This window comes from Chrysiogenia bacterium (assembly GCA_020434085.1).
In the GTDB taxonomy this organism is placed as follows: Bacteria; JAGRBM01; JAGRBM01; order JAGRBM01; family JAGRBM01; genus JAGRBM01.
In genome coordinates, this window is the sequence record JAGRBM010000582.1 from 1 (window position 1) to 4,573 (window position 4,573).

General features: G+C 63.4%; 4 protein-coding genes. 3 read left to right on the forward strand and 1 reads right to left on the reverse strand.

What is annotated here, in order from left to right; all coding sequences use genetic code 11:
• Positions 1-286 precede the first annotated feature (286 nt).
• Genes KDH09_19090 through KDH09_19100 form a run of 3 tightly spaced genes read left to right on the forward strand, consistent with a single transcriptional unit; the run spans position 287 to position 3,560 of the window.
• The gene (locus KDH09_19090) at positions 287-1,069 is read left to right on the forward strand and encodes an ABC transporter permease (GenBank protein MCB0221811.1); all 783 of its coding nucleotides are present in this window, start codon (positions 287-289) and stop codon (positions 1,067-1,069) included.
• Complete coding sequence (locus KDH09_19095; protein ID MCB0221812.1) at positions 1,056-2,099, forward strand: ATP-binding cassette domain-containing protein; 1,044 nt, start codon at positions 1,056-1,058, stop codon at positions 2,097-2,099. The genes KDH09_19090 and KDH09_19095 overlap by 14 nt, the downstream gene beginning before the upstream one ends.
• A gap of 33 nt (positions 2,100-2,132) precedes the next feature.
• A complete protein-coding gene (locus tag KDH09_19100) occupies positions 2,133-3,560 on the forward strand; it encodes a hypothetical protein (GenBank protein ID MCB0221813.1) in 1,428 nt (475 codons plus the stop codon).
• A gap of 64 nt (positions 3,561-3,624) precedes the next feature.
• Here the strand turns inward: KDH09_19100 and KDH09_19105 are convergent, their stop codons facing one another.
• The gene (locus tag KDH09_19105; protein MCB0221814.1) at positions 3,625-4,407 is read right to left on the reverse strand and encodes a uridine kinase; all 783 of its coding nucleotides are present in this window, start codon (positions 4,405-4,407) and stop codon (positions 3,625-3,627) included.
• Between the last annotated feature and the right edge of the window lie 166 nt (positions 4,408-4,573).

The window sequence follows — 4,573 nt, forward strand, 5'->3', positions numbered from 1 at the left end:
GCGATCTGAGGCACTATTTTGTGGTTTGCTGGCTTATCTCCCTTCCGCTCAGCATTCCGGATGAGCAGCAAATATGGAACAGAAACGTGTAGATAGAAATGCTTTTGATCACATTTTCGTATTTTTTTCAGTTAATTTGTTCAGTTTCACTGTACGAAATAGGGCGAACAGGAATCCCCGGCACATCCGTGGGAAACTTGCTTTCGGCGCGATTGTTCAATATCTGCATCGCACAGGTTTCCCGCCGCATCGCGATCAGATGGATTGAAGGGACAGTTTGCCGCACATGCGCCTTTATCTGGCATTTTCGCTGATCAGCGCCGCGCTGCTGGCCTTCTGGGTTGGGCCGCTGCTGGCGGTGCTGCTGACCGATCCGGCCGAGGCCTATCTGCGCGCATGGAGCGACCGCGAGCTCATCGTCGCCGTGGGAACGAGCCTGGCCTGCGCGGCCGCCGCTGTAGGGATCGGCACCGCCCTTGCCGTCCCGCTGGCCTACCTGCTCGAACGCAAGGAATTTCGCGGAAAAGGCCTCGTCCAGGCCTCTCTGGCCCTGCCGCTCATCGTCCCCCACCCCGTTGTCGGCATCGCCCTGCTGCTGGTTTTCTCCAAGCGCCGCCTGCTGGGCGCCATTCTCGAGGGGAGGCTGGGTATTGAGATTGTCGGCGCGGCGCCGGGCATCGTGCTGGCCATGCTCTTCGTCTCTGCTCCGCTCATCGTGCGCGCCGCGCAGGAGGGCTTTCGCGGCGTGGATTTTCGGCTCGAAAAGGTCGCCCAGAGCCTTGGCGCCTCTCCGGGGCAGGCGTTCTGGCACGTGGCGCTTCCGGGTGCGCGGCCCGCGATCTTCTCGGGCGCCGCAGCGGCTTTTGCCCGCGCGGTCTCGGAGTTCGGCTCCATTGCCGTGCTCGCCTATTTCCCAAAGACCGCGCCCGTGCTGATCTGGGATCGCTTTACCACCTACGGCCTGCGCGGCGCCCTGCCCGCGACGGCCTTTCTGCTCATGCTGAGCCTCGTCATCTTCTGGCTGGTTCCGCTCTTTGCCAAACGGAGGCGCTTCCTTGATCGCAATTGATCAACTCGAAGTGATCCGCCGGGGCTTTACCCTGGGGCCACTCGACCTCACGGTTGGGAGCGGGGAGTATTTCGTGCTGCTGGGCCCCTCGGGCTCGGGCAAGACGACGCTGCTCGAATGGATCGCGGGCTTCGTCACCTCCGACCGGGGCACGCTGCAACTGGGCGAGCAGGATGCGACGCACCTTCCGCCGCAACAGCGCGCGCTGGGCGTCGTCTATCAGGACTCGGCGCTCTTCCCGAACATGAGCGTGCGCGAGAATTTGAGTTTTGCGCTGCGCATGCGCGGCGAGAGCGAAGCGGCCTGCAAGCGCAGCGTCGAACAGACCGCCGAGCGCCTGCACATCAGCCACCGCCTCGACGCGCCCATCCATGCCATCTCGGGCGGCGAGAAACGCAGGGTCGCGCTGGGCCGCGCGCTGGTGGCGGAACGAAAGATTCTGCTCCTCGATGAGCCGCTCACCGGACTCGATCCGGCCCTGCGCCGCGAGATGCGCCTGGAACTGCGCGCCATCCAGCGCGAGCTCGGCCTGACGATCTTCCACATCACTCACCTCATGGGTGAGGCGCGCATGCTCGCCGATCACCTCGGCGTGATTCTGGGCGGCAAGCTCCTGCAGAGCGGCAGCTACAATCAGCTCACAAACGAGCCGGCTGATGAGCGCGTCGCCAGCGCACTGGCCGTGGAAAATTTCCTTGCCGGCGATGTGCGGGACGGCGTGCTCACCTGCAACAGCACGGGCGCGGCCCTGCCCGCCCCCGTCAATGCCGGCGGCCAGGTGCGCGGCCGTGTGAGCGATCTGCGCCTCGCACTGAGTTCTCAGGGCAGCAAGTCCATTGAGGGTTTGTATCAGGGCACCGAGCCCGGCAACGATGGCGCACTCGCTGCGCTGGTCCGTGTGGGCCAGAGCGCCACGCATCCGGGCATTCTGCTCCACGCGAGTATTCCCGGCGACGTGCGCGTCGATGCGCTCCAGTATGGAGACTCCGTGTTCCTCGATTTTGCCGATGCCAACTGGCACCTCTACTGAGCCGGGCCCGCGCCGACCGACGAAAGAAACATCATGCCCAAACGCCTGCCAACCCGCCTGAAGGTGCTCTACCTCATCGCGGTCGCCATTGGCGTATTCATCGTCAAAGAGCCCCAGCCGATTCTCATCATCATGGTTTTCCAGCTCCTGTTCTGGGCTGCGGCCCGCCTGCCGCTCAAGCAGGCGCCTGCGCTCGCCAGGCGACTGGGCATGTTTTTCTTCTTCATCCTGGTCTCGTTCGCCTTCTTCCCCAACGGCGACGTCGATCCCCTCTGGCATGAGTACCCGCTGGGCCCCTGGTCGGTGAGCGTCTCTTTTGCCGGACTCCACCAGGGCATGGTGATGTGTCTTCGGGTGTTCACCGTGGTCTTCACCTCCATGCTGGTGCGCGCGTCGCTCAACTCGGCCGAGTTCGTCGAGGCCCTGCGCGGCCTGTTCCTGCCCCACACGCTGGCGCTCTCGCTGGATGCAACGCTGCACATGCTTGAGCCCCAGCAGAAAAAGAAACTCGAAAAAGCCGTACCCGGCGGCGGGGGCGGACGCGGCGGCGGCAAGAACAAGCGCCTGACCGTCGTGCTCAAGGAAGTGCTGCGCGGAGATGTAAGTTTCTTCACCAACGGCATCGCGGCAAGCCTGGCCAAGGGCGCCGACTATGCGCGCGATTCCCACGACGATCTCTCCGAAGAACAGGCCAGCGATCTTGGCGTCATCAGCGGCATCACGCTGACCATGCTCACACTCAAGTGGCTCAAGGTTTTGCCCGGCCTGCCCTTCGCCCCCGGTCACAAGACCGTTCTACTGCTGCCGCTCTACATTCTGGCCTCGGAACTCACCCACCATCGCTGGGGCGCCACGCTGGTAGGCGCCACCATGGGCATCGTCGGTTTCCTCATGGGCGATGGGCGCTACGGAATCTTTGAAGTGTTCAAGCACATTGCGCCGGGTCTGATCATCGACCTGCTGCTGCCGCTCTTCCGCTCACGTGATGGGCACACCCGCAGCGCATTCGCTTACGGGATCGTCGGGCTCATCGCCGCCTTCGGACGCTTCGCGACGATCATTCTCATTGTCTATCTGTTCAACGCGCCCGAGGCCTTCTTCGTCCTCGCCGCGCCGCTGGCGCTCGTTCACCTGAGCTTTGGTGCCGCCAGCGGCCTCGTGAGCTTTGCCGTCGTGAAATCGCTGCGCCGCTTCCGCATTACCGCGGGCCTCGAAGCGCCCGCATCCGAGGAAGAACAGCAACTCGCCCAGCATGACGAGGAAGCCGCCCACCACAAGGCCTTCACCGGCGAGCACACCGGCGGCGCCGTGGTCGAAGCGGTTGAAGAGTCCGAGATTGCCAACGGAAATGGAAACGGCGGCACCGGCAACGGGGGTGGTGGTCGTGGTTCCGGCGGCGGCGGCGGCGGCGGCGGCGGCGGAGGCGGCGGAGGTCGTGGCCGCCGCAATCAGCCCGAGTAATCACTCGCTCCCAATAGAAAGGGCCGCCCAACGGGCGGCCCTTTTGCATTGAAGCAGCAATTGTTTAGTCGGCGTAGATGATCGTCCCCACGTGCTCACCCGAGAGTGCGCGGCGCAGGTTGCCCGGCTCCATTACGTTGAAGATGTGGAGCTTCTTGCAGCTCTGCGCGCGGGTCAGATACTCGATCACCGAGCGCTCCACGACCAGGTCATTGAGGTCGCGCTCGATGAGCTCCTTCGCGCTGATCTCGGGAATGAACTCAGCGTCGGGATTCTTCTTGGGGTCGTCGGTAAAGAGGCCCTTTTCATCCTTGGCAAAGTAACACATCGGGCAGCCCAGCGCCTCGGCGGCAAGGAACACGCCGGCGTCGGTGCGGTTGGGCGGAATGCGCGTGCCCGGCGCAGGCTTTTCCCAGTACTCGTGCGGCGGCATGCCCGACATGATTGGGATGCAGCCAAGGCGGAAGTAGAGCGGAAGCTTCTCAAAATCATCGGGCATGATGTAGATGCCGCCCTCTTTGGCCAGGAGCATCTGTAGCATACGCGCGTTCTGGCGCGGCACGGCGCCGCCCACGCGGGCCATGATGCCCGTGGGGACTTCGAGGTCGAGGCCGAGCTGGTAGGCGTGACGCGCGCGCGTGCCGCCACCGGCGCCCAGCAGGATATGAAAATCCTTGGCACACTCGGCCACTTCCTTGATGAACGGGAAGAGCGCCGCGCTACCGCGGTCCATGATCGACTGTCCGCCGACCTTGATGATCCTGGTATCGGGAAGGATGTGCATGAGCGGAGTCGACGTCTCGTCGAGTTCCGCGTGGATGGTCATTCTTTCAGGGGATTCACTCATTGTCTTGTACGCTCGTTTTCGTTGCTGCCGCTCAGGCGCGGATAATCGTTCCAACGTGCTCGCCGTTGAGGGCGCGCTCGAGGTTGCCCTCTTCCAGGCCGTTGATGATCTGGATCTGACGAATGCTGCGACCGTTGCGCATGTATTCGATGACCTTCTCTTCAAC